The organism is Pseudomonas sp. NBRC 111124 (assembly GCF_001320245.1).
Taxonomy (GTDB): Bacteria; Pseudomonadota; Gammaproteobacteria; order Pseudomonadales; family Pseudomonadaceae; genus Aquipseudomonas.
Genome location: NZ_BCBA01000042.1, coordinates 1 through 22,989 on the forward strand (window position 1 = coordinate 1; position 22,989 = coordinate 22,989).

Here is a 22,989-nt window from a genome sequence, read left to right on the forward strand (position 1 = left end):
ATTCCACAGAACTTGAAAGCTGTGCAATGTCTGTGGGAGCGGGTTTACCCGCGAAAGGGCCGGTACAGGCGATACAAAAGCATCAAGCAAAAAAAGGGGCGCCGACCAAGCGCCCCATAAGCCGTAAAGCACACAACAGATTCAGTTGGCGTCCAGCAGTGCAATCGCCTCGGCGCTGCACGCCTCGATCCGCGCCCAGTCACCGTTCTTGATCCAGCTGCTGTCGAGCATCCAGGTGCCGCCTACGCACATCACGTTGGGCAGTGCCATGTAACTGCGCACGTTAGCTGGGTTCACGCCGCCAGTCGGGCAGAAGCGAATGTCACCGAACGGGCCGGCAAAGGCCTTGATTGCGGCCACGCCACCGCTGATTTCCGCTGGGAACAGCTTGAAGCGGCGATAGCCCAGGGCATAACCCATCATGATCTCGGAAGGCGTGCTGATGCCTGGCAGCAGCGGGATTTCGCTGTCGACACCGGCTTCGAGGATATCCTGGGTGATGCCCGGGGTAACGACGAACTGTGCGCCAGCGGCTTCCACCGCCGCGAACATGCTGCGATCGAGCACGGTACCGGCGCCGACGCACAGCTCCGGCCGCTGCTCGCGCAGTACCTGGATGGCCTTCAGGCCATGCTGCGAGCGCAAGGTCACCTCCAGCGTGCGGATACCGCCAGCGGCCAGGGCATCAGCCAATGGCAGGATGTCTTGCTCACGGGCGATGGTGATTACCGGCAGGATGCGCGCCTTTTCGCAGATGGCATCGATCCGCGCGGCTTTATCCGCCATCGAAAGCTGGGGCTGTGGGCGTTCAAGGGTGGTCATGACAGTGGATCCTTGGCTCATGGGCACCAGTAGATGTCCAGGGGGTCGTGAAGAAAGGCGCGAATCGGCATTTCGGAAAGGTCGTTGCCCGCCAGCGCGGCGCGCAGGGTAGCGAGTTTGCCCGGACCTTGCACAGACAGCGCGATGAAGGCGGCGCTGGCCAGCAGTGAACGAGTCATCGACAAGCGCTGGTGCGGCACGCTCGGCGCCAACATCGGCAGGCAGCGGCGCTGACTGTTCGGGTCCAGGCCTTCGGCGAGGTTGGGGCTATTGGGGAACAGCGAAGCGGTATGGCCATCGTCACCCATGCCCAGCACCAGCACATCGATGGCCGGCAATTCGGCCAGGCCCTGGTCGGCCACGACTGCGGCGGCATCCAGGTTTTCAGCCTGCTGGTAAAGCCCGACAAAGCGCGCCTTGGCGGCCGCCCCCTTGAGCAGATGGCGGGCCAGCAAGCCGGCGTTGCTGTCGGCGTGCTCCACCGGCACCCAGCGCTCGTCAGCCAGGCTGACGGTGACCTTGCCCCAGTCCAGTTGCTCGCCGGCCAGCTGTTCGAGGAACGGCACCGGGCTGCGACCGCCGGACAACACCACGCAGGCCTGGCCTTTGGCGGCAATCGCTGCGCGCAGGCGCTCGGCCACATCATGGGCCAGGGTTGCGGCCAGTGCCTTGGCATCCACCAGGTCGTGCACCTGCACGCTCGCTGGCAGCTTCAGTTCAGATATCGCCATACCACGCCCTCCCATCACGGGTGATCAATGCAATCGAGCTCATCGGCCCCCAGGAGCCCGCCGCGTAAGGCTTGGGCGCATCGCCCGCATTACGCCAGCCGGCGATCAACTGGTCACACCACTTCCAGGCATACTCGATCTCGTCCTTGCGCACGAACAGGTTCTGGTTGCCGCGCATCACTTCGAGCAGCAGACGCTCGTAGGCATCCGGAATCCGCGCACTGCGCCAGGTGTCGGAAAAATTAAGCTGCAACGGGCCACTGCGCAGTTGCATGCCCTTGTCCAGGCCCTGCTCCTTGGTCATCACCCGCAAGGATATGCCTTCGTCCGGCTGCAGGCGGATGATCAGCTTGTTACCGATCTGCAAACGCTGCTCCGGGGCGAAGATGTAGTGCGGCGTTTCCTTGAAGTGGATGACGATCTGCGACAGCTTCTGCGGCATGCGTTTACCGGTACGCAGGTAGAACGGCACGCCCGACCAGCGCCAGTTGCGAATGTCGGCGCGCAGGGCAACGAAGGTTTCGGTGTCGCTCTGGGCGTTGGAATTGTCTTCTTCCAGGTAGCCAGGCACCGGCTTGCCGTCGCTGTAGCCGGCGATGTATTGGCCGCGCACCACGCGGGTGCTCAAGCCTTCGCCGGTGATCGGTGCCAGCGCCTTGAGCACCTTGACCTTCTCGTCACGGATGCTGTCGGCCGACAACTCGCTGGGCGGGTCCATGGCGATCAGGCACAGCAGCTGCAGCAGGTGATTCTGGATCATGTCACGCAGCTGGCCGGCCTTGTCGAAGTAACCCCAGCGGCCCTCGATGCCGACCTTCTCCGCCACGGTGATCTCCACGTGGGAGATGGAGTTCTGGTTCCACTGGGTTTCAAACAGGCTGTTGGCAAACCGCAGGGCGATCAGGTTCTGCACCGTCTCCTTGCCCAGATAGTGGTCGATGCGATAAACCCGGTTCTCTGGGAAGAAACGCGCCACGGCATCGTTGACCCGCCGCGACGACTCCAGGTCATGGCCGATGGGCTTTTCCAGCACCACCCGGGTGCGTGCCGCCAGGCCAGCCTTGTCGAGGTTCTCGCAGATGGCACCGTAGACGGCCGCCGCCGTGGCAAAGTAGGCGATCAGCGGCTGTTCGCCGGGCAGTTGTTCGGCCAGGGCCTGATAGCCCTCGGGCTGCAGGAAGTCCAGGTGCTGGTAGCGCAGGCGGCCAAGGAAACGGCCCAACGCGGCGGGCTCGATATCGGCCTCGGCCACATGCCGGCGCAGGTGCGTTTCGATGGTGTTCAGGTGACCCTCGGCGCTGCCGGCCTCGCGGGCCAGCGCCAGCAGGCGGGTGTCCGCGTGCAGGAGGTTGGCACGGTCGAGCTGATAGAGCGCAGGAAACAGCTTGCGCAATGCCAGGTCGCCAAGGGCGCCAAACAGGGCAAAGGTGCAAGGTTCGACACTGATCGCAGCCATGATGTTGGTTCTTTCCTAAAGTTGGTCTAGGAATACCGCTTTCACATACGGTTTTCAAGGAATAATGTAGTAAAAACCACAACATTACACACTAGCGTTACAGACAAGTGGTACGCCAATCGCACCGACAGTACGATAGACGACCGTGCAAAAAGCCTGCTGCTCCCACAGCCGGCTGTCTTCCCGACCCAAGGACACACCCATGGACCGCGTGCGAAACCTCCTGGAACAGATCCAGGGACGCCTCGACGAGCTGAACAAGGCCGAACGCAAAGTCGCCGAAGTCATCCTGTTCAACCCGCAACAAGCCACCCGTTTCAGCATCGCCGCGCTGGCCCAGGCGGCCAAGGTCAGCGAACCGACCGTCAACCGCTTCTGCCGTTCGTTCGGCGTCAGCGGCTACCCGGAGCTCAAGCTGCAGCTGGCACAGAGCCTGGCCAGCGGTGCGGCTTACGTGAGCCGTGCAGTGGAAGCCGACGACGACCCCGCAGCCTACACACAGAAGATCTTCGGCAGCGCTATAGCCTCGCTCGACAGCGCCTGTCAGCAGTTGGACCCGTTCCAGGTCAGCCGCGCCGTGGACATGATGATCCAGGCCCGGCAGATCCACTTCTTCGGCCTCGGCGCCTCGGCGCCGGTGGCCCTCGATGCCCAGCACAAGTTCTTCCGCTTCAACCTTGCGGTATCGGCCCATGCCGACGTGCTGATGCAGCGCATGCTGGCCTCGGTGGCACACACCGGCGACCTGTTCGTGATTATTTCCTACACCGGGCGCACCCGCGAACTGGTCGACGTGGCGCGCCTGGCCCGGGAAAACGGCGCCTCGGTGCTCGGCCTGACCGCTGCCGGCTCGCCATTGGCCCAGGCCTGCAGCCTGAGCCTGCACATCCCGTTGCCGGAAGACACCGACATCTACATGCCGATGACCTCGCGGATTATCCAGCTGACCGTGCTCGACGTGCTGGCCACCGGCATGACCCTGCGCCGCGGCGTGGACTTCCAGCCGCACCTGCGCAAGATCAAGGAAAGCCTGAACGCCAGCCGCTACCCGATCGAGGACGACGAACTCAACTGAGCCGGTGCGCCTGCAGCCGCAGGTGCGCACGCTGGCCCGGCGCCAGGCTCATGCCCTCGCCACTGCCACTGGCCGCCTCGACGCAGACGAAGCCCTGGCACTCACGGCCGCTGACGCCCATCAGTGGCCGATTGCCTGGGTGCCAGACCACGGTGTCGTCGCTGTCGCCGGTATCGATGCACAGCTCCCGCTCCCAGGCCGGGTCCTGCAATTGCACCCGTGGCGTGCCTGGGTAGACTTTCTGGCAGCCTCCCTTGAGCTTGAGCGCGCCCTCTTCGCGGCAGGCCTGACGGCTCAGGCGGTCATAGCCTTCGATATCCTCAAGCCCAGACAGCGCTATCTCGGACACGTCACTGATGCGCCAGTAGGCCAGCAGCGCATGGCTCAACTGGCAAGGTTCGCTGTCCTGATGCTCGGTGCTCAGTTTCAATTCCATGCGATTGCCAAGCCTGGCGTGCAGGTCGACCTGCCAATCGCACAGGTCCAGCCGCCACTTCAGGCTGACGCCCTCCTCGTCTTCACGGCTGTCCACCAACTTCCAGTCCAGCAGGCGCGCCCAGCCATGGGCAGGCCACAGGTCTTCGCTGGGGTGGCGGCCATACCAGGGCCAGCACACCGGCACGCCACCGCGAATGGCGCCCACTTGCGGCCACTGTTCGGCACACCACAGCCAAGGCCGCTCGCCCGCCGGCTGGAAGTGCAGCAGTTGCGCGCCTTGACGGCTGAACACCGCCTGGCAACGGGGATGGTCGATGATCAGCACATCGCGCTGCTGGTAACGCTCCCACTCGAATGTCGGCCGGGGCCGCTGCGAGGAAAAGAAGCGATGTAGCGGATGTTCGGGCATGGTTCCAAGCTCTTGTTGTTTGAGATAGCGCTATCTCGGCCTAACCCCGACAACCACTGCAAGCCAGTGGGTGCCGGGAGCCGAATTTGGATTGGCGTAAATTTACAACAAACAGCCTTAGAAAGACGACTGAATCTTCAAACCTGCGACCAGCGCGTTGTCCACGTCGTCTACCCCGCCCGGGCTCTTGATGTACTGCAGGTTGGGCCGCACGGTCAGCCAGTTGGTGACATGGAAGCCGTAATAGAGCTCGGCGTTGTACTCGGTGCGCTGCAGCGGCACAAAGCCGGGATTGTCGTAATCATCGATACCGCTCTGGGCATTGAGCAGTTCGGCGCGCTTCTTCACATCATCATTCACATGGATGCGCGCCACGCCAAAGCCGATGTCGTCCTTGGGCCGCGCGTCGAAGGCGCCTTTGTAGACCAGGCCAACCTGCTGGTAGTTGTCGACCACGTTGGTGGCCTTGTCGTGCACGGTGAAGTTGGCGAACAGGCTCAGGCCGCGGTTGATGTCGCCGCCATGGGCGGTGACCTGTTGCTGTGCAACCACCCACCAGCCGTGCTTGCTCGAGTGCGACTTGAAGGCCTCGCCGGTGACTGCCTGCGGGTTGCCGTTGACGTCCTCGAACACGTCGTCGGCCTTGGCCGTGCTGTAGTAGTAACCCAGCCGGTATTCGCCCGGCAGGTCGTTGACCTTGGGCGACCAGACCATCTCCACCGGCAGGATCGCACCTTTCGTGCCGCTGCCGCTGAGCTTGAAGCCGTTGCCAGTCTCAAGGTTGGACGGGTTCTGTTCGAAAGCGCCGACTTGCACGAAGAATTCCGGGGTGATGTTGTACTTGACCCGCAGCGCCCACTGGCTGACTGGCCAGTTGTACCAGATACCGCCGACCCAGTTGCCCACCTGCGAGCCGCAGAAGGCCAGGTTCTGGAAGTCGCAGGGGAAGCTGTTGAAGTCTTCGCCCTCACCAAAGCGGCCGACCTTCACGTCCAGCGCGCCGTCGAAATACTTCTGCTTGACCCACATCTGTGTCAGGCGCCAGGTCTGGCCACGGCCCCACACTTCCTGCACCGAGCTGAATTGCCCGGCACGCGGGTCGCTGATGCGGTCGTTGGACAGGTTGCGGCCGCTGCGCTCGGTGATCGCCAGCTTGAACTCGGCATCATGCCAACCGAGGATCTTCTGCAAGTCCAGATGCGCGCCGAGGGCGAACTGGTCGCTGTAGCGCGCGGTCTTGTCGTCGTTGTAGCCGCCATGCAGGTTGCCGGCCACCTCGCCGACGTAGTCGAGGGTGAAGTCGTAGCCCTTGTCCAGCAGCTCGGTGCGGGTGCCGCCCCAGTCGCCGGTCATCCATTTCGACTCGCTGGAAAATGCCTCGGCAGCCTGCACGCCGCTGCTGCCGACCACGGCGAGCAGGGCCAGTGAACCCAAGGTCCTGATGCGATTGCGCTGTTCCATCCCTTTGCGTCCTCTTTTTTCTTATTGATGGTGTAGACGAATTAGCGGCCTTTGAAGTGAGCCACGTTGTCCTTTACCGCAGTAGTGCTGCTGGCCAAGTGCAGGCGTTCGCCGCTGTCGGCATCGAACAGCAGCACCCGTGCCGGGTCGAACTGCAGGTTCAGGCTGTCCCCCACCCGGCAGGCGATATCTGGCGCCAGGCGACAGCAGACCTTTGTTTGGTTGAGGGTGACGAACACCAGCAGGTCCGGCCCGGTGGGCTCGGTCACCTGCACTTCGGCGCGGATACCCGGCAAGCCGTTGCCCTCGCCTGCGCCCAGGGCGATCTGCTCAGGGCGGATACCAAGGATGATCTCGCGGCCGTCGAGGTCGTCGTTGGCCGGCCCCAGCGGCAGCTCGCAACGCGCCTGGCCACTGTCGAGCAGCGCCAGCAGGCGCCCGTCCTGCTTGGTCAGGCGCACCGGAATAAAGTTCATCGGTGGCGAACCGATGAAGCTGGCGACGAACTGGTTGGCCGGGTCGTTGTAGATCTGCTGCGGGGTGCCGAACTGCTGGATGATGCCGTCCTTCATCACCGCCACTTTGTCGCCCAGGGTCATGGCCTCGATCTGGTCATGGGTGACGTACACCGTGGTGGTTTTCAGGCGCTGGTGCATCAGTTTCATTTCAGTGCGCATCTCGACTCGCAGCTTGGCGTCGAGGTTGGAGAGCGGCTCGTCGAACAGGTAGATCTTCGGCCGCCGCGCCAACGCCCGGCCCATGGCCACACGCTGTTGCTGGCCACCGGAGAGCTGCGCCGGCTTGCGCGTGAGCAGGTGCTCGATCTGCAGCAGCTTGGCCACCCGCGCCACCTCCTCGTCGATGGCCGCCTGCGGCATCTTGCGGATCTTCAGGCCAAACTCGATGTTCTCGCGCACGCTCATGGTCGGGTACAGCGCGTAGGACTGGAACACCATGGCGATGTCGCGGTCCTTGGGGCTCATGCCGCTGACGTCCTGATCGTCGATAAGGATCGCGCCGCCGGTGATGTTTTCCAGGCCGGCGATACAGTTCATCAGGGTCGACTTGCCGCAGCCCGAGGGGCCGACCAGGATCAGGAACTCGCCATCCTTGATCGACAGCTGGATGTCCTTGAGGGTGTCCGGCAGGCCGCTGCCGTAGGTCTTGTTCACATTGCGTAGTTCGAGCGTTGCCATGACTTACCCCTTGACCGCGCCAGCCGTGAGCCCGCGGACGAAATATTTGCCTGCCACCACGTAGACCAGCAGGGTTGGCAGACCAGCGATCATTGCCGCCGCCATGTCGACGTTGTATTCCTTGGCCCCGGTGCTGGTGTTGACCAGGTTGTTCAGCGCCACGGTGATCGGTTGCGAGTCGCCGCTGGAAAACACCACCCCGAACAGGAAGTCGTTCCATATCTGGGTGAACTGCCAAATCAGGCAGACCATGATGATCGGCGTCGACATCGGCAGAATGATGCGGCGGAAGATGGTGAAGAAGCCGGCGCCGTCCAGGCGCGCAGCCTTGACCAGGGCATCGGGAATGCTCACGTAGAAGTTGCGGAAAAACAGCGTAGTGAACGCCAGGCCGTAGACCACATGCACCAACACCAGGCCACTGGTGGTGCTGGCCAGCCCCAACTTGCCAAGGGTGAACGAGGCCGGCAGCAGCACGGTCTGGAACGGCAGGAAGCAGCCGAACAGCAACAGGCCGAAGAACAGTTGCGAGCCGCGGAAGCGCCACATCGACAGCACGTAGCCGTTCAGTGCGCCGATGGCGGTGGAGATCAGCACCGCCGGCACAGTGATCATGATCGAGTTCCAGAAGTAACCGCTGACCGTGCCCCAGGCCTTGACCCAGCCGATGCCGGTGACCACGGCGGGCCAGCTCAGCAGGTTGCCGGTGCTGATGTCTTCCGGGGACTTGAAGCTGGTCAGCAGCATCACCACCAGTGGCACCAAGTACAGCAGCACGGCGATCAGTAGCACGGCGTGGATGGCGATACGGCTCAGGCTCAGCGCTGGTTTTACCGAAGGGCTATGCATGGCGCTTGCTCCGTAGCTCCGAGTACAGGTACGGCACGAGAATCGCCAGGATCGCCCCGAGCATGAGGATGGCACTGGCCGAGCCCATGCCCATCTGGCCGCGGCTGAAGGTGAAGGAGTACATGAACATCGCCGGCAGGTCGGAGGAATAACCCGGGCCGCCGGCCGTCATCGCCGCCACCAGGTCGAAGCTTTTGATGGCGATGTGCGAAAGGATCATCAGCGCGCTGAAGAACACCGGGCGCAGGCTGGGCAACACCACGGTCCAGTAGATGCGCGGCAGGCTGGCGCCATCTATTTGCGCGGCGCGGATGATCGACTGGTCGACCCCGCGCAGGCCGGCAAGGAACATCGCCATGATGAAGCCCGAGGCCTGCCACACGGCAGCGATCACCAGGCAATACACCACCCGGTCAGGGTCGATCAGCCAGTCCAGGCGAAAGCCCTCCCAGCCCCAGTCGCGCAGCAGCTTGTCCAGGCCCATGCCGGGGTTGAGCAGCCATTTCCAGGCGGTACCGGTGACGATCATCGACAGCGCCATGGGGTACAGGTAAAGGGTACGGATGAAGCCTTCGCGGCGGATGCGCTGGTCCAGCAGCACCGCCAGCAGCACGCCGATGGCCAGGCTGATGGCGATGAACAGGCCACCGAACAGCATCAGGTTCTTGCTCGCCACCCACCAGCGGTCGTTGTCGAACAGCCGGGCGTATTGAGCCAGGCCCGCCCACTTGTAGGTCGGCAGGAAGGTCGAGGTGGTGAAGGACAGGACGAAGGTCCACAGGATGTAGCCGTAGAAGCCCACCAGGACGATGAACATGCTGGGGGCCAGTACCAGTTTCGGTAGCCAGCGCTGCAGCGCGTCCAGGGGGGAGGCCCGCAGTTGGGCGGTTGCTGTTGTCATGGGTCACCTTTCAGGCACTGCCACTGACTGTAGGAGCGGCCTTGTGTCGCGAAAGGGCTGCTCAGCAGCCCCGCAAGCTCCAAACCCTCACCTACCTGACAGGTCGAGCGCACCGGATTGGGGCTGCTGTGCAGCCCTTTCGCGACACAAGGCCGCTCCTACAGGGATCGCGCCAGCCTTTACTTGGCAGCCTTGATCGCCGCCGCCAGCTTCTTCGCCGCATCGGCCGGGTCGGCCTTGGGGTCGTTGATGTAGTTGGTCACCACATCGAAGAATGCGCCCTGCACGGCCAGCGTGGTGGCCATGTTGTGCGCCATGCTCGGCTGCAGGCCGCCGGTCTTGGCGTCGGCGAGGAAGTCCTTGGCGGAGGTCTGGGCGCAAGCGTCGAAGCCGTACTTGCCCATGTCGGCGAGCATGTCGTTGCGCACCGGGATCGAGCCCTTGTTGACGCTGAAGACCTTCTGGAAGTCCTGGCCGAGGACCTGCTTGGCAATGTCCTGCTGGCCGGCAGCAGTGCCCTCGTCCTTTTGCTTGAACACCACCAGCGAGTCGATGTTGTAGAGGAACGCCTTGTCAGTGCCGGGGAACGGCACGCACTGGTAATCCTTGCCAGCAGTCTTCTTCGCCAGGGTCCACTCGCTCTTGGCCCAGTCGCCCATGATCTGCATGCCGGCTTTGCCGTTGATGACCTTGGCCGCTTCCAGGTTCCAGTCCTGGCCCTTGCCGTCAGGGTCCATGTAGGTGGCGACCTTCATCAGCTCGGTGAGCGACTTGACCATCTCGGGGCCGGTCAGCGCCGACGCGTCCAGGTCGACCATGGCTTTCTTGTAGCCCTCAGGGCCCATCACTGCCAGCACCACGCTTTCGAATACGGTGCTGTCCTGCCACGGCTGGCCGCCGTGGGCGAGCGGGATGAAGCCAGCGGCCTTGAGCTTGTCGGCAGCGGCGTAGAATTCGTCCAGGGTGGTCGGCGCTTTGTCGATACCGGCTTTCTTGAAAACCTCAGGGTTGATCCACAGCCAGTTGATGCGGTGGATGTTGACCGGGACGGCGACATAGTCACCGTCGTACTTCACGGTGTCGGCGACCTTCTTGTCGAGCAGCGAGTCCCACTTTTCTTCCTTGGCGACGTTCTTGAGCACGTCAGTATCGAGCAGGCCGGTGGACGCCCACTCTTGTATGTCCGGCCCTTTGATCTGAGCGACCCCTGGCGGGTTGCCAGCTACCGCACGACTCTTGAGCACGGTCATGGCCGTGGCACCACCGCCACCGGCGACAGCGCCGTCCTTCCAGGTAAAGCCGTCTTTTTCAACCTGGGCCTTGAGCACATCGACAGCGGCTTTTTCACCGCCGGAGGTCCACCAGTGCACCACTTCGACGCTGCCCTTGGATTCGGCGGCGGAGGCACTGAGCGGCAGGAGCGAGGCGAGGGAAATTGCGGCGGCGAGGCGGAGCGTCGAATTCATCGGAGTACCTTTCTTGTTGTTATGCGAGGCAAGTCGGTTGCTTGCATTGCATGGAGTCTAATCAGTGCGCCCGCCTCGTCAGGTAACGAAGCGATGCGCGAATGTCATCGTTTGGTTACATAACGCGAAATGGCGCTCGCCAGGCTGGGTGCCAATGGCAGGCCCGGCAGCACAACCGCCTGGTAGGCGTGATACAGGTCTGGCTTGCCCGGCCAGAGGGTGCCGGCAGGGCGATTGTTCGCATCGAGTTCGTGGTGCCAGCTACCGCCGGCACGGTCGATGAAATGGTTGTCGATGAACCCCCAGAAACATTGGTACCACTGCTCGTAACCGGCCTCGCCGGTTCTGCGCAACAGCGCGGCGGCAGCGGCGCTGGCCTCGGCATGCACCCAGTGCAGGCGCTGCCTGACGACCGGGCGGTTGTCCCAATCCAGGGTGTAGACGAAACCAGGTTCGCCATCGGCATTCCAGGCGTGACGACAGGCGCTGTCGAACAGGCCACGGGCGCAGGTCAGCAGCCAATCGGGTACGGGCAGCCCAGCCAGGTCCAGGCCGGCCTCCAGGTGCAGTAACAGGCGCGCCCATTCCATGGCATGCCCGGGCGTTGTGCCGTAAGGGCGGAAGTGGTCAGCCGGGTGCTCCAGGTTGTAGTGCGGCACTGGCTGCCACGACGCGTCGAAATGTTCGATGACCCGATAGCCGTTGGCGGCGGCATGGGTGTGAATGATGCGCTCGGCAATGCGCAACGCCCGTTGCAGCCACAGCGTGTTGCCGGTGGCATCGGCCAGGGCCAGGAACGCCTCGGTGGCGTGCATGTTGCTATTGGCGCCACGGTAGGCTTCAGGCAGCTGCCAGGCGCGGGAGAAGGATTCACGCAGGGCGCCCTCCTGCTCGCACCAGAAGTGCCCATCGATGACCCGCACGGCGTCCGCCAGCAACTGCGGCGCACCGGCCGTGCCGGCCACTTTGGCAGAACTGGCGGCCAGCGCGACGAAAGCGTGCAGGTAGGCGGCCTTGCCACTGTCGTAAAGGCCTCCAGGATGCGCGAACCAGCCATCGTAGCGGGCATCGCGCAGCACCCCGCGCAGGGCCGATACACCATGCTCGGCGTAGGCCAGGCAGCCGGGTACGCCCTGGATATGCGCGAGGGCGAAGCAATGGGTCATGCGCGCGGTGTTCATGGTTTCGGCGGCGGCACCCGCCGTGAGGTTGCCCGACGCGTCGAGGTTACCGAAGCCACCTGGCAGCTTCGATGCCTTGGCGAAAGCTAGCAGGCGCTGCCCTTCGGCCATGAGCCAGGCAGCATGAACCGGTGAGTCCAGCCAGCTGCCAAACGGGAGATCGATGTGCGTCATGGGCCTGAGCGTTCCTTGCCAGTCGTCTGCGAAGTCTAGCCAGCCGTCCTGGCCGGGATGTCACGAAGGGCTGCTGTTGTGTCACCAGTTGGTGACACACCTCAATCCATGCCTCTGGGCAGATACAGTGTCACCCGCAAGCCGCCGTCGCGCAGGTTGAGCAAGCTCACCTCGCCGCCATGGCTGTGGGCAATGTTGCGCGCGATGCCCAGGCCCAGGCCATAACCCTGCTGCTTGCCGGCCAGGCGGAAATGCGGCTCGAACACCTGCTCCATCTGCTGTTGCGGCACGCCGGGGCCCTGGTCATCGACCTGCAAAACGAAGGCTTCGGCGCTGTCGATGACGCGCAGGTGGGCCCGCTCGCCGTACTTGATGGCATTGTCGATCAGGTTGCCGATACAGCGGCGCAGGGCCAGCGGCTTGCCCGGGTACGCTGCCGTGGCTCGTCCTTCGACGGTGATGCGGCCGTCCCTGAGATACGGCTCGGCGAGAATCTCCAGCACCTGGTTGAGGTCGACCGGCTCGATGTTCTCGTGGATGTCGGTGTCCTTCACGCACTGCAGCGCCCCTTTGACCAGCAACTCCAGCTCGTCGAGGTCCTGGCTGAACTTGGCCTGCAGGCGCTCGTCCTCAAGCAGTTCCACACGCAGGCGCAAGCGCGTAATCGGCGTACGCAGGTCGTGGGAAATGGCGCTGAACAACTGTGAGCGTTCGGTCAGGTAGCGGCTGATGCGCTCACGCATGCTGTTGAACGCCCGCCCCACCTCGACCACCTCGCTGCCGCCGCCTTCGGCCACCGGGGCCACATCGGCGCCCAGCGACAATTCACGCGCGGCACGTGCCAGGCGCTTGAGCGGCCAGCTCTGCCAGTGCACCAGCAAGCCGATGAACAACAGCAGCAAGGCGGTGGTCAGGACGATGAAGCCGATCTGCTGACGCGGCAGGCGTTCGGCTTCAAGGCTGGTATAGGGTTCGGGCAGCAAGGAGGCGATGTACAGCCATTCGCCCTGGTCCAGGCGGATCTGGGTCACCAGCACCGGCGGGTTCAGCGGCTCCAGGGTCAGCGAGTAATGCGCCCACGAACGCGGCAGCTCGTCGAGCTTCAGGCCACTGTTGAAGATGCGCAGGTCATCGGGGCCGACGAACTCGACGGAGATCTCCATCTGCTCGCCCAGACGCTCGTGCAGCACCTGCTGAAACACATCGATCACTGCCTGTTTGCGCGGTGTGATGGGCAGCACCGGCATGTCCAGCGGCTTGTCGTTGAGCGACACGAAAAAGCGCGTGCCACCCATGCTGCGCAATTGATCGAGCACCATCGGCCGATAAGCCACCGGCAGCGAGCGGAAGTAGCTGACGCTGGCGCTCATCGAATGGGCCAGGCTGCTTGCACTGGCACGCAGGCCCTGCAACTGGCTGGCGCGCAGCTGGGCGACCCAGATCAGGCTCGACAGGCCCTGGGCCAGCACCACCACCAGCAGGGTCAGCAGCAGCATGCGCCCCAGCAACGAGCGCGGCAGCAGGCGCCAGCGCCGCTCAGGAAGCGCAGCAGACATGGGCAGCCAGCAGGTAACCACTGCCACGCACGGTACGGATCAGCCGCGGCGGCTTGTCGGTGTCGCGCAGGCGCTGGCGCAAGCGGCTGACGGCCATGTCGACGATGCGGTCCAGCGGCATTGGCTCGCGGCCACGGGTGGCATTGCCGATGGTGTCGCGGTCGAGAATCTGCTGCGGGTGATCGAGAAACAGCTTGAGCAAAGCGAAGTCGGCACCGGACAGCATCACCTCTTCGCCATCGCGGTGGAACAGGCGATGGCTGATGGTATCCAGACGCCAGTCATCGAAGGCCAGCACGGCGCTAACCGGCGCGGCCTGGCCAAATTCGCTGCGGCGCAACAGGGCCTTGATCCGCGCCTGTAGTTCACGCGGGCTGAATGGCTTGCCCAGGTAATCGTCGGCGCCCAGCTCCAAGCCGATGACGCGGTCGGCCTCGTCGGAACTGGCAGTCAGCATGATGATCGGCACCCGTGACTGGCGAGGGTGCTGACGCACCCAGCGGCACAGGCTGAAGCCGTCTTCGTCAGGCAACATGACGTCGAGGATCACCAGGTCACAGGGGGTGTTTTCCAAGGCTCGGCGAAACCCCTGGCCATCGGCTTCGGCATGAACCTGGAAGCCGGCGCGGCTCAGGTAGGTTTGCAGCAATTCACGTATTTCCTGATCGTCGTCGACCATCAGGATGGATTTTCCGGCAGTGCTCAAGGTATCCCGCCCTCATGGTTGTCGCAGGTCTTCTCGCCTGCTGTCGCGGTGCAGCCTGATCGAGAGTATCAGTGATCCAGTATTTGCTGCAGTGCCACCCCGGCGCCGATCAGGCCAGAAAACTCGGCCGTCACCAGCCACACCGGCACACCCGCGAAGTAACCGCTCATGCAGCCCTTGTCGGCAAAGCTGGCGGCAAACCCGCTGCGCAGGAACAGCTCGGCAAAGCGCGGAATCACGCCGCCGACAATATAGACCCCACCGCGCGCGCCCAGGGTCAGCACATTGTTACCGGCCACGCGCCCGAGGAATCGACAGAACTGTTCGATTACCGCCAGCGCCCGTGGCTCGCCGCCCAGCGCCGCATCAGTGACCTGCGCCGGGGATGTGTGTCGGGGCGTGTCGCCGTCCAACGCGCACATGGCTTGATACAAGCGCACCAGGCCACCGCCGCTGAGTACGGTCTCGGCGCTGACGTGGCCGATCTGGCTGTGTATCTGCTGATGAATCGCCGCTTCGCGGGCATTACCCACCGGCAGGTCCACATGCCCGCCCTCACCCGGCAGCGCCTGCCAGTGCTGCTCGCCCAGGCGCAACAGGCTGCCGACGCCCAGGCCAGTGCCTGGGCCAATCACCAGCGCGGGGCGCACCAGGTCCGCCTGGCCCGCGCAGACTTCACGGTACTCGCCGGGTTGCAGGCGGGTCATGCCCAGTGCCTGGGCAGAGAAGTCGTTGATCAGCAGCAGCCGCTCGACCTGCAAGGTCTGACAGAACGCCTTGTGGCTGAGCCGCCAGTGGTTGTTGGTGAAGCGGAATTCATCGCCATCGACCGGCCCGGCCACCGCCAGGCACACCGCTGCCAAGCCGCCTCGGGCAATGCCGTGGCCTTCCAGGTAAGCCTCGATGGCCTGTTCCGGGCTGGTGTAGTCCGCCGTGGCGAAGACTTTCACCTGGTACAGCTGGTTGTCACGCCACAACGCAAAACGGGCATTGGTGCCACCGATGTCGCCAACCAGCAGGTCCTTCATTTGAGGTTCTCCAGGGCCGAGGTGAAGGCACTCGCGCCCTGCTCTGCCGGGCTGAATGCCATGCGCATGAAGCCGAACAGCTCACGGCCGCAGCCCAGGTCATTGCCCTGCGGCGCGGGCGGCAGATCACGGCTGGCCAACGCCTCGGCCGACACCATCACCCGCAGCGTGCCTTCGACACCATCGACCCGCACGATATCACCATCGTGCACCCGTGCCAGCGGGCCACCATCGTATGCTTCCGGGCAAACGTGGATGGCTGCCGGGATCTTGCCCGAAGCCCCCGACATGCGCCCGTCGGTCACCAGCGCGACCTTGTAGCCACGATCCTGCAGCACACCGAGGAATGGCGTCAGCTTGTGCAGCTCGGGCATGCCATTGCAACGCGGGCCCTGGAAGCGCACCACGGCAACGAAGTCGCGATCCAGCTCACCGGCCTTGAAGGCATCGGCCAGCGACTGCTGGTCATGGAACACCCGAGCCGGCGCTTCGACCACCCGATGCTCAGGCGCTACCGCCGAGACTTTCATCACGCCACGGCCCAGGTTGCCTTCCATCACCCGCAGGCCACCTTCGGCCGAGAATGGCCGCGCCACCGGGCGCAGGATGCTCTCGTCCAGGCTCTGCAGCGGCCCTTCGCGCCATACCAGCTTGCCGTTGTCGAGGAACGGCTCCTGGGTATAGCGGCGCAGGCCGTGGCCAGCCACGGTGTTGACGTCTTCGTGCAGCAGGCCGGCATCGAGCAGTTCACGGATCAGGAAGGCCATGCCGCCAGCGGCCTGGAAGTGGTTGATGTCGGCCTTGCCGTTGGGGTAGACGTGGGACAGCGTCGGCACCACCTCGGACAGGTCGGCCATGTCCTGCCAGGTCAGCTGGATGCCGGCCGCCTGGGCGATCGCCGGGATGTGCAGGGTGTGGTTGGTCGAGCCGCCAGTGGCGTGCAGGGCCACGATGGCGTTGACCAGCGCCTTCTCGTCGACGATCTCGCCCAGCGGCATGAAGCTGCCGCTGGCCTTGGTCATGCGCGTGACCTGTTGCGCCGCCTCGGCGGTGAGGGCATCGCGCAGCGGCGTGTACGGGTTGACGAACGAGGCGCCTGGCAAGTGCAGGCCCATGACTTCCATCACCAGCTGGTTGGTGTTGGCCGTGCCGTAGAACGTGCAGGTGCCCGGGCTGTGATAGGAATTCATCTCCGACTCCAGCAGCTCCTCGCGGCTGGCCTTGCCTTCGGCATAGCGCTGGCGCACATCGGCCTTCTGCTTGTTGGAGATGCCGGAAACCATCGGCCCGCCCGGGACGAAGAGGGTCGGCAGGTGACCAAAGCGCAGCGCCCCCATCATCAGGCCGGGGACGATCTTGTCGCAGATGCCGAGCATCAGGGCGGCGTCGAACATGTTGTGCGACAGCGCCACCGCCGTGGACATGGCAATCACTTCGCGGCTGGCGATGGCCAGCTCCATGCCGGGTTCGCCCTGGGTCACGCCATCGCACATGGCCGGCACGCCACCGGCGAACTGGCCGACCGAGCCGACTTCGCGCAAGGCCTGCTTGATCTGGTCAGGGAAGTGCAGGTACGGCTGGTGCGCCGAAAGCATGTCGTTGTAGGCCGAGACGATGGCGACGTTGGCCGCGTTCATCAAGCGCAGGGTCTGCTTGTCTTCGGCACCGCAACCGGCCACGCCGTGGGCGAAGTTGGCGCATTGCAGGCTGGCACGCATGGGCCCGTCACTGGCCGCGCCACGAATCAGCTGCAGGTAGCGTTCGCGGGTGGCACGGCTACGTTCGATCAGCCGCTGGGTGACCTCAAGGATGCGCGGATGCATGTACTGGACTCCAGGCTAATTGTAAGGGCGGTTTACCGGGCATTTCCCCTCCAAACGATTGCGGCCTAGGCTCAGGGTAGAGGGCTCGCAACATCGGGGGAGGCACTGCGCCCAACCACTCGTTGTATGTTTAAACAAAATACTGCCATCAAAAAGGCTTGTTTTCTATCGTCAGGTGAATAATCTTGTAATTCCAACAACAAAACCGTTTCAGTGAAGCGCCTTTGTGCCACAGCTTTCACTCGGACCGCCAGAGGTACTGCCATGACCCTACGTATCGCCATCAATGGATTCGGCCGCATCGGGCGCAATGTTCTGCGCGCACTGTATACCCAAGGCTACCGCCAGGACCTGCAGGTCGTCGCCATCAACGACCTGGGTGACAGCGCGATGAACGCCCACCTGCTCAAATATGACAGCGTGCACGGCACATTCGATGCGCAGGTCGAGGCTGACCATGAAAGCCTGACGGTCAATGGTGACCGTATCGCGGTCAGCGCCATCCGCAACCCGGCGGAACTGCCCTGGAAGGCCGAGGCGATCGACGTGGTGTTCGAATGCACCGGCTTGTTCACCGACCGAGCCAAGGCTGCCGCGCACCTCGCTGCGGGGGCCGGCAAGGTGATCATCTCGGCGCCGGGCAAGGGCGTCGATGCCACCGTGGTGTACGGGGTCAACCACGATGTCCTGCGGGCTTCGCACCAGGTCATTTCCAACGCCTCGTGCACCACCAACTGCCTGGCGCCGATCGCTCAGGTGCTGCACCGCGAGTTCGGCATCGAACAGGGGCTGATGACCACCATCCACGCCTACACCAACGACCAGGTGCTGACCGACGTCTACCACAGCGACCCGTACCGCGCCCGCTCGGCCACCCAGTCGATGATCCCGAGCAAGACCGGCGCCGCCGAGGCGGTGGGCCTGGTGCTGCCGGAACTGGCCGGCAAGCTCACCGGCATGGCCGTGCGCGTGCCGGTGATCAACGTGTCGCTGGTCGACCTGACCGTCAACCTCAAGCGCGAAGCCACTGCCGAGCAGGTCAACCAGCTGTTCCTGGAAGCCAGTCGGCACTCCAAGGTGCTCGGCTACAACGCGCTGCCGCTGGTGTCGTGCGACTTCAACCACAACCCGCTTTCGTCGATCTTCGATGCCAACCATACCCGCGCCAATGGGCGGATGCTCAAAGTGCTGGCCTGGTATGACAACGAGTGGGGGTTCTCCAACCGCATGCTGGATAACTGTTTGGCATTGGCCAGGGCGCGCTGAGGCTGGCAGGTGAGTGGGGCCTCTGTAGGAGCGCGCAAGTCGGAAGATCTCACAATCTTTACTTTTTCCTAACAACTCCAAGCTTGACCTGGCCACAAGATGATAAGCATTATCATTCACCTTTCGTCGGCCAGGTCCCCCCCGTGAGTCAGTCCCGGTTCAACTCAGTCTTCCTCGTCCAGCGCCACTCCCTGCTGCGCACCCTGCAGCGCATGGTAGGTAATCCCAGCACGGCCGAAGACCTGCTGCAGGAAACCTACCTGCGGGTGTCCCGCGCCTTGGGCGAACGGCCCATCGAACACCTCGAACCCTTCGTGTTCCAGACCGCCCGCAACCTCGCCCTGGACCACCTGCGCACACGGCGGGTGCAGGCGCGCATGCTGGTCGACGATGTGCCCGACGCGGTGCTGCACAATGTCGCGTCGCCGGTTGGCAGCAGCGAGGATGCCGCCCATGCCGAACAACTGCTCATGCACCTGAGCGTCAGCCTCAACCAGCTGACCGAGCGCCAGCAACGCATCTTCATCCTCAGCCGCCTGCACGGCGCCAGCTATCTGGAAATTGCCGAGCAGTTGCACGTATCGGCCAGCACGGTACAGAAGGAACTGAAACTGATCATGGCAATCTGCATGGGTGTGGCCGACCGCCTCAAGTAAGCCGACCGCCGGGATGCAGAATGCGGCGTGACCCTTGCCATGCTTCGCCCCAGCCTTGATCATTCGCAAAAATACCTGCAAGGACCCACCGTGACCGACAGCCCCGTCACTCGCCCGCCAGCCAACGGGCCCGACGCCCGCGCCCGCGCGCTTGACGAGGCGTTGGACTGGCTCGTGCGCCTGCAGTGTGCCAGCGAGGCCGATACCCTGGCCTTCGAGCAATGGCTCAGCGCAGCCCCTGAAAACGCAGAAGCCTACGTCGAGGCCGAGGCCTTGTGGAACGGCGCCCCGCTGCGCCAGGCCGCCATGCACCTGCACCAGCACCAGCGCCGCTCGCTGCGCGGGCGCCTGCGCGCGCACTGGAAGCCACTGGCCACCGCTGCGATGCTGCTGGTCGGGCTGTTCACGTTCGGCAACCTGCCAGTACGCCTGCAGGCGGACCACCTGACCGTAGTCGGTGAACGCCAGCGCCTGGAGCTGGATGACGGCGCCAAGGTCCTGCTCAACACCAACTCCGCCTTCGCCAGCGACCAGCAAGGTGGCCGCCAGGTCGCTCGCCTGCTGCAAGGCGAGGCGTACTTCCAGGTGCCCGGCGGCGCTCAGTTGCCGCTGGAGGTGCAGGCAGGCCCCGTGCGTGCACAGGTGCGCGACACCGATTTTGCCGTGCGCTACCTCGACGGTGAGACACAGGTCCGCGTGCAGCGCGGCGACGTCGACCTGCAGGCCGCCAGCGACCAACGCATCCGCCTCAGTGCCGGCGACAGCATCAGTGTCGGCCCGCAAGGTTTTGGCCAGCGCCAGCGCCCGGACATGCACAAGGACCTGGCCTGGATCGACGGACGCCTGGTGTTCGAGAACTGCCCGTTGAGCCAGGTACTGGCCGAAGTACGGCGTTATTACCCCGGCTGGATCATCAACCGCAACGAGCACCTTGGCGACATGGCGGTGACCGGCAACTACCGCCTCGACCAGCCGCTGGAAACACTCCGCGCACTGGCCCACATCACCTCGGCGCACCTGCAGGAATTCCCCGCCGTGGTCATCATCAACTGACCGACAAGTTTTTTTACGCGATCACGCAACCCCGCCCGTCTCGTTATAGCCAATGCAACTGATTCTTGTTTAAAGGCAAGAACGGTCATCACCTATAACAGTTCGCGCGTCAGGGAGCGCTTTCGATGTCCACAGGTCCAACTCGCCCGTCCCCCCTTCCCCGCCGTACCGGTCAGCTGTCCCTGCTGACATTGGCCTTGCTCGCCAGCGGTGCCTGCAGCCTGCCGGCGCTGGCCGCCGAGCCGGCCCAGGCCAGCAGCCCGCGCATGGGCGACTACCGTTTCAGCATTGCCCAGCAACCTCTGGTCGAGGCGATCAACGCCTTCAGCAAGGTCACCGGCTGGCAGGTCGGCTTCAGCGCCGAACTGGCCGACGGCGTGGCATCGCCGGGTGTACAGGGTTCGCTGCCGCCGGAAGCGGCGCTCAAGCGCCTGCTGCAGGGCACGGGCTTGGGCTTTCGCAAGATAAGCAACGGGAGCGTGGTGCTCGAACGCCAGTCGGCGGGCAACGTCATCGCCTTGCAGCAGATGACCGTCAGCGCCACCCGTAGCGCCCAGGATGTGAGCCAGGTGCCGAGCACCGTGACCGTGCAGACCCGCGAGCAGCTGGACCGGCAGAACGTCAATAACATTCAGGAACTGGTGCGTTACGAACCGGGTGTTTCGGTGGGCGGCACCGGCCAGCGCAGTGGCCTGAACGGCTACAACATCCGCGGCATCGACGGCGAGCGCGTGCTCACCCAGGTCGATGGCGTGTCGATCCCCGACAGTTTCTTCTACGGCCCCTACGCCCAGACCCAGCGCAACTACGTCGACCCCGAGATCGTCAAGCGCGTGGAAATCCTCCGCGGCCCCGCTTCGGTGCTGTACGGCAGCAATGCCATCGGCGGCGCGGTGAGCTACTTCACCCTCGACCCCGACGACATCATCAAGCCCGGCAAGGACGTCGGCGCACGCCTGAAGACCGGCTACAGCTCGGCCGACGAGAGCTGGCTGACCTCGGCCACCGTGGCTGGCCGCACGGGGGATTTCGACGGTTTGCTGCACCTGAGCCAACGCAATGGCCACGAGACCGAATCCTACGGCAGCCATGGCGGCACCGGCCTGTCGCGCACCGAGGCCAACCCGGAAGACGTGCGCACCACCAACGTGCTGGCCAAGCTGGGCTGGAACTATGCCGACGATGCCCGCCTGGGTTTCACCTACGAGCATTACAAGGATGATCGCGACCAGAATATCCTCAGCGCTGTCGGTGGGCCGTTCATTCCAGGCTTTGGCGGTATGGGTTACTACAAGGCGCGCAGTGGCAACGACACCATCACCCGCGAGCGCTTCGGCATCAACCATGAGTTCGGCCTGGATTCGCTGGTCGCCGACCACGTCAAGTGGAGCCTGAACTACCAGATCGCCAAGACCGACCAGCACACCGATGAACTCTACGCACCGCCTGGTCGCCAGGTCATGCGTACCCGCGACACGACTTACAAGGACCGCCAGTGGGTGTTCGATGCCCAGCTGGACAAGGCCTTCAGCATCGGCGCCACCGATCACCTGCTGACCTACGGCACCACCCTCAAGCACGAGAAGGTGACGGGTTCGCGCAGCGGCACCGGCACTTGCCTGGCCGTTGGCTCAGGTTGTTCCGCCGCAGGCGCCGATCGCCCGGCAGATGGCCAGGTGCTGGTGAGCGACTTCCCGGACCCGACCGTGAACACCTACAGCCTGTTCGTGCAGGATGAAATCCGCTGGAACAACTGGACCTTCATGCCCGGCGCGCGCTACGACTACACGCGCATGGAGCCGAAGTTCACCGAGGAGTTCCTGCGCGGTATCCAGGGCTCAGGCACCGCCCCGAGCAGCCTCGACGACTCGGACAAAAAGTGGCACCGCGTCTCGCCCAAGTTCGGCCTGACCTACGCCTTCAACGACCACTACACCTGGTACGGCCAGTACGCCGAAGGCTTCCGCACCCCGACGGCAAAGTCGATGTACGGGCGCTTCGAAAACCCGACCCTGGGCTACAGCGTGCAGGGTAACCCCGGGCTTGAGCCGGAAAAGAGCAAAAGCTACGAAACCGGTCTGCGCGGTAACTTCGATGCCGGCAACTTCGACGTGGCGGTGTTCTACAACAAGTACCGCGACTTCATCGATGAAGACGCCGTGCAGTCGGCCAACCTGGAAACCACGTTCCAGGCCAACAACATCAAGCACGCCACCATCAAGGGCGCCGAGATCAAGGGCCGCGTGAACCTCGACCACTTCGGTGCGCCGCAGGGCCTGTACACCCAGGGCTCGATCGCCTACGCCTATGGCCGCAACGATGACAATGGCCAGCCGCTGAACAGCGTCAACCCACTGACCGGGGTGTTCGGCCTGGGTTACGAGCAGGCGAACTATGGCGGCCTGCTGAGCTGGACTCTGGTCAAGCGCAAGACCCGTGTCGACGACACCACGTTCTTTGCTCCGGACGGTCAGAGCTCGCAGTTCCGCACCCCGGGCTACGGCGTGCTGGACCTGAGCGGCTTCTACAAAGTGACTGACGACGTCACCGTCAACGCCGGGCTGTACAACCTGACCGACAAGAAATACTGGCAGTGGGATTCGGTGCGCGGTTACGACGGTCAGGGTGAAGCGGGTGTGACCCAACCGGCCAACCTCGACCGCCTGACCATGCCGGGGCGCAACTTCGCCGTCAATGTGGTGTGGGATATCTGACTGTAGGAGCGGCCTTGTGTCGCGAAAG

At 63.9% G+C, this 22,989-nt stretch carries 19 protein-coding genes; 5 read left to right on the forward strand and 14 right to left on the reverse strand.

Annotation, left to right across the window (positions count from 1 at the left end; translation table 11 throughout):
• Positions 1 to 141: 141 nt before the first annotated feature.
• The 3 genes from APH28_RS16640 to zwf are packed head-to-tail and all read right to left on the reverse strand — an operon-like array spanning position 142 to position 3,009.
• Positions 142 to 822 (reverse strand): bifunctional 4-hydroxy-2-oxoglutarate aldolase/2-dehydro-3-deoxy-phosphogluconate aldolase, encoded by a 681-nt coding sequence (locus APH28_RS16640; RefSeq protein WP_060511175.1) that lies wholly within the window; start codon positions 820 to 822, stop codon positions 142 to 144.
• 17 nt (positions 823 to 839) lie between these two features.
• Positions 840 to 1,553 (reverse strand): 6-phosphogluconolactonase, encoded by a 714-nt coding sequence (gene pgl, locus APH28_RS16645; protein WP_060511176.1) that lies wholly within the window; start codon positions 1,551 to 1,553, stop codon positions 840 to 842.
• Positions 1,540 to 3,009, reverse strand: a complete 1,470-nt coding sequence (gene zwf, locus APH28_RS16650; protein ID WP_060511178.1) for a glucose-6-phosphate dehydrogenase — start codon at positions 3,007 to 3,009, stop codon at positions 1,540 to 1,542. Before zwf ends, pgl begins: the two co-directional genes overlap by 14 nt.
• Before the next feature lie 211 nt (positions 3,010 to 3,220).
• Here zwf and hexR point away from each other — a divergent pair, with 211 nt between their 5' ends.
• Positions 3,221 to 4,084 carry a DNA-binding transcriptional regulator HexR gene (hexR, locus tag APH28_RS16655; RefSeq protein ID WP_177334273.1) on the forward strand — a complete coding sequence of 288 codons (864 nt, stop codon included), beginning with the start codon at positions 3,221 to 3,223 and terminating at the stop codon, positions 4,082 to 4,084.
• On the opposite strand, the gene APH28_RS16660 is transcribed toward hexR, so the two are convergent.
• The 11 genes from APH28_RS16660 to edd all read right to left on the reverse strand — a co-directional run bounded on the left by APH28_RS16660 (position 4,077) and on the right by edd (position 17,272).
• Complete coding sequence (locus APH28_RS16660; RefSeq protein ID WP_060511182.1) at positions 4,077 to 4,931, reverse strand: D-hexose-6-phosphate mutarotase; 855 nt, start codon at positions 4,929 to 4,931, stop codon at positions 4,077 to 4,079. The genes hexR and APH28_RS16660 overlap by 8 nt on opposite strands.
• 117 nt (positions 4,932 to 5,048) lie before the next feature.
• The gene (locus APH28_RS16665) at positions 5,049 to 6,392 is read right to left on the reverse strand and encodes a carbohydrate porin (protein ID WP_060511184.1); all 1,344 of its coding nucleotides are present in this window, start codon (positions 6,390 to 6,392) and stop codon (positions 5,049 to 5,051) included.
• A gap of 41 nt (positions 6,393 to 6,433) precedes the next feature.
• Complete coding sequence (locus APH28_RS16670; RefSeq protein ID WP_060511186.1) at positions 6,434 to 7,588, reverse strand: ABC transporter ATP-binding protein; 1,155 nt, start codon at positions 7,586 to 7,588, stop codon at positions 6,434 to 6,436.
• A gap of 3 nt (positions 7,589 to 7,591) precedes the next feature.
• Positions 7,592 to 8,437, reverse strand: coding sequence for a carbohydrate ABC transporter permease (locus APH28_RS16675; protein ID WP_060511188.1), 846 nt, complete (start codon positions 8,435 to 8,437; stop codon positions 7,592 to 7,594).
• Positions 8,430 to 9,338, reverse strand: a complete 909-nt coding sequence (locus APH28_RS16680) for a carbohydrate ABC transporter permease (protein WP_060511190.1) — start codon at positions 9,336 to 9,338, stop codon at positions 8,430 to 8,432. Before APH28_RS16680 ends, APH28_RS16675 begins: the two co-directional genes overlap by 8 nt.
• A gap of 179 nt (positions 9,339 to 9,517) precedes the next feature.
• Positions 9,518 to 10,804 (reverse strand): ABC transporter substrate-binding protein, encoded by a 1,287-nt coding sequence (locus APH28_RS16685; protein ID WP_060511192.1) that lies wholly within the window; start codon positions 10,802 to 10,804, stop codon positions 9,518 to 9,520.
• A gap of 104 nt (positions 10,805 to 10,908) precedes the next feature.
• Positions 10,909 to 12,159: an AGE family epimerase/isomerase gene (locus APH28_RS16690; protein WP_060511194.1), complete on the reverse strand. Its 1,251-nt coding sequence runs from the start codon at positions 12,157 to 12,159 to the stop codon at positions 10,909 to 10,911.
• A gap of 101 nt (positions 12,160 to 12,260) precedes the next feature.
• The gene (locus APH28_RS16695; protein ID WP_060511196.1) at positions 12,261 to 13,715 is read right to left on the reverse strand and encodes an ATP-binding protein; all 1,455 of its coding nucleotides are present in this window, start codon (positions 13,713 to 13,715) and stop codon (positions 12,261 to 12,263) included.
• Positions 13,696 to 14,421 (reverse strand): two-component system response regulator GltR, encoded by a 726-nt coding sequence (gltR, locus tag APH28_RS16700; protein WP_060511198.1) that lies wholly within the window; start codon positions 14,419 to 14,421, stop codon positions 13,696 to 13,698. The genes APH28_RS16695 and gltR overlap by 20 nt, the downstream gene beginning before the upstream one ends.
• A 68-nt stretch (positions 14,422 to 14,489) precedes the next feature.
• Positions 14,490 to 15,449 carry a glucokinase gene (locus APH28_RS16705; protein WP_060511200.1) on the reverse strand — a complete coding sequence of 320 codons (960 nt, stop codon included), beginning with the start codon at positions 15,447 to 15,449 and terminating at the stop codon, positions 14,490 to 14,492.
• Positions 15,446 to 17,272 (reverse strand): phosphogluconate dehydratase, encoded by a 1,827-nt coding sequence (edd, locus tag APH28_RS16710; protein WP_060511202.1) that lies wholly within the window; start codon positions 17,270 to 17,272, stop codon positions 15,446 to 15,448. The genes APH28_RS16705 and edd overlap by 4 nt, the downstream gene beginning before the upstream one ends.
• A 264-nt stretch (positions 17,273 to 17,536) precedes the next feature.
• On the opposite strand from edd, the gene gap reads away from it, so the two are divergent.
• From gap to APH28_RS16730, 4 genes are all read left to right on the forward strand, one after another.
• The gene (gene gap / locus APH28_RS16715) at positions 17,537 to 18,538 is read left to right on the forward strand and encodes a type I glyceraldehyde-3-phosphate dehydrogenase (RefSeq protein WP_060511204.1); all 1,002 of its coding nucleotides are present in this window, start codon (positions 17,537 to 17,539) and stop codon (positions 18,536 to 18,538) included.
• Between the two features lie 143 nt (positions 18,539 to 18,681).
• Entirely contained in the window at positions 18,682 to 19,194 is a 513-nt protein-coding gene (locus APH28_RS16720) for an RNA polymerase sigma factor (protein ID WP_060511206.1), read from the forward strand.
• A 90-nt stretch (positions 19,195 to 19,284) separates the two neighbouring features.
• Complete coding sequence (locus tag APH28_RS16725) at positions 19,285 to 20,247, forward strand: FecR domain-containing protein (protein ID WP_060511208.1); 963 nt, start codon at positions 19,285 to 19,287, stop codon at positions 20,245 to 20,247.
• 125 nt (positions 20,248 to 20,372) lie between these two features.
• Entirely contained in the window at positions 20,373 to 22,961 is a 2,589-nt protein-coding gene (locus APH28_RS16730; protein ID WP_060511210.1) for a TonB-dependent receptor, read from the forward strand.
• The last annotated feature ends 28 nt before the right edge of the window (positions 22,962 to 22,989 follow it).

Coding starts and splice junctions, on each gene's coding strand:
- gap (WP_060511204.1), top strand. CDS start 17,537: ATGACCCTACGTATCGCCATCAATGGATTCGGCCGCATCGGGCGCAAT.
- APH28_RS16705 (WP_060511200.1), bottom strand. CDS start 15,449: ATGAAGGACCTGCTGGTTGGCGACATCGGTGGCACCAATGCCCGTTTT.
- edd (WP_060511202.1), bottom strand. CDS start 17,272: ATGCATCCGCGCATCCTTGAGGTCACCCAGCGGCTGATCGAACGTAGC.
- APH28_RS16665 (WP_060511184.1), bottom strand. CDS start 6,392: ATGGAACAGCGCAATCGCATCAGGACCTTGGGTTCACTGGCCCTGCTC.
- APH28_RS16670 (WP_060511186.1), bottom strand. CDS start 7,588: ATGGCAACGCTCGAACTACGCAATGTGAACAAGACCTACGGCAGCGGC.
- APH28_RS16680 (WP_060511190.1), bottom strand. CDS start 9,338: ATGACAACAGCAACCGCCCAACTGCGGGCCTCCCCCCTGGACGCGCTG.
- APH28_RS16690 (WP_060511194.1), bottom strand. CDS start 12,159: ATGACGCACATCGATCTCCCGTTTGGCAGCTGGCTGGACTCACCGGTT.
- APH28_RS16685 (WP_060511192.1), bottom strand. CDS start 10,804: ATGAATTCGACGCTCCGCCTCGCCGCCGCAATTTCCCTCGCCTCGCTC.
- APH28_RS16660 (WP_060511182.1), bottom strand. CDS start 4,931: ATGCCCGAACATCCGCTACATCGCTTCTTTTCCTCGCAGCGGCCCCGG.
- APH28_RS16675 (WP_060511188.1), bottom strand. CDS start 8,437: ATGCATAGCCCTTCGGTAAAACCAGCGCTGAGCCTGAGCCGTATCGCC.
- pgl (WP_060511176.1), bottom strand. CDS start 1,553: ATGGCGATATCTGAACTGAAGCTGCCAGCGAGCGTGCAGGTGCACGAC.
- APH28_RS16730 (WP_060511210.1), top strand. CDS start 20,373: ATGTCCACAGGTCCAACTCGCCCGTCCCCCCTTCCCCGCCGTACCGGT.
- APH28_RS16640 (WP_060511175.1), bottom strand. CDS start 822: ATGACCACCCTTGAACGCCCACAGCCCCAGCTTTCGATGGCGGATAAA.
- zwf (WP_060511178.1), bottom strand. CDS start 3,009: ATGGCTGCGATCAGTGTCGAACCTTGCACCTTTGCCCTGTTTGGCGCC.
- APH28_RS16695 (WP_060511196.1), bottom strand. CDS start 13,715: ATGTCTGCTGCGCTTCCTGAGCGGCGCTGGCGCCTGCTGCCGCGCTCG.